This window comes from Halorubellus amylolyticus, from assembly GCF_034808145.1.
Classification (GTDB): Archaea; Halobacteriota; Halobacteria; order Halobacteriales; family Natrialbaceae; genus Halorubellus.
The window spans coordinates 1-258 of record NZ_JAXHGM010000082.1; the positions used below are offsets into that span (position 1 = coordinate 1).

The window sequence follows — 258 nt, forward strand, 5'->3', positions numbered from 1 at the left end:
GTCGGCATTCCTCCGGAACAGTCCCTGGAAACGGCAAAGGCTGTAAAGGAACGTTTCAGTTACGTGTGCCCGGATCTGGTGAAGGAGTTCAGCAAGTACGACACGGACGGCACCAAGTGGATCAAGCAGTACACGGGCGTCAATGCCATCTCCAAGAAGGAGTTCAACATCGATGTCGGATACGAAAGATTCCTCGGCCCCGAAATATTCTTTCATCCCGAGTTTGCCAATCCGGATTTCACTCAGCCCATCTCCTAG

Annotated in this window: 1 protein-coding gene; it reads left to right on the forward strand. The window is 52.3% G+C overall.

Features of this window, described 5'->3' with window-relative positions; all coding sequences use genetic code 11:
• Positions 1-258: hypothetical protein (locus tag SM754_RS20330; RefSeq protein WP_323677959.1), on the forward strand; the 258-nt coding region annotated here is incomplete at its 5' end.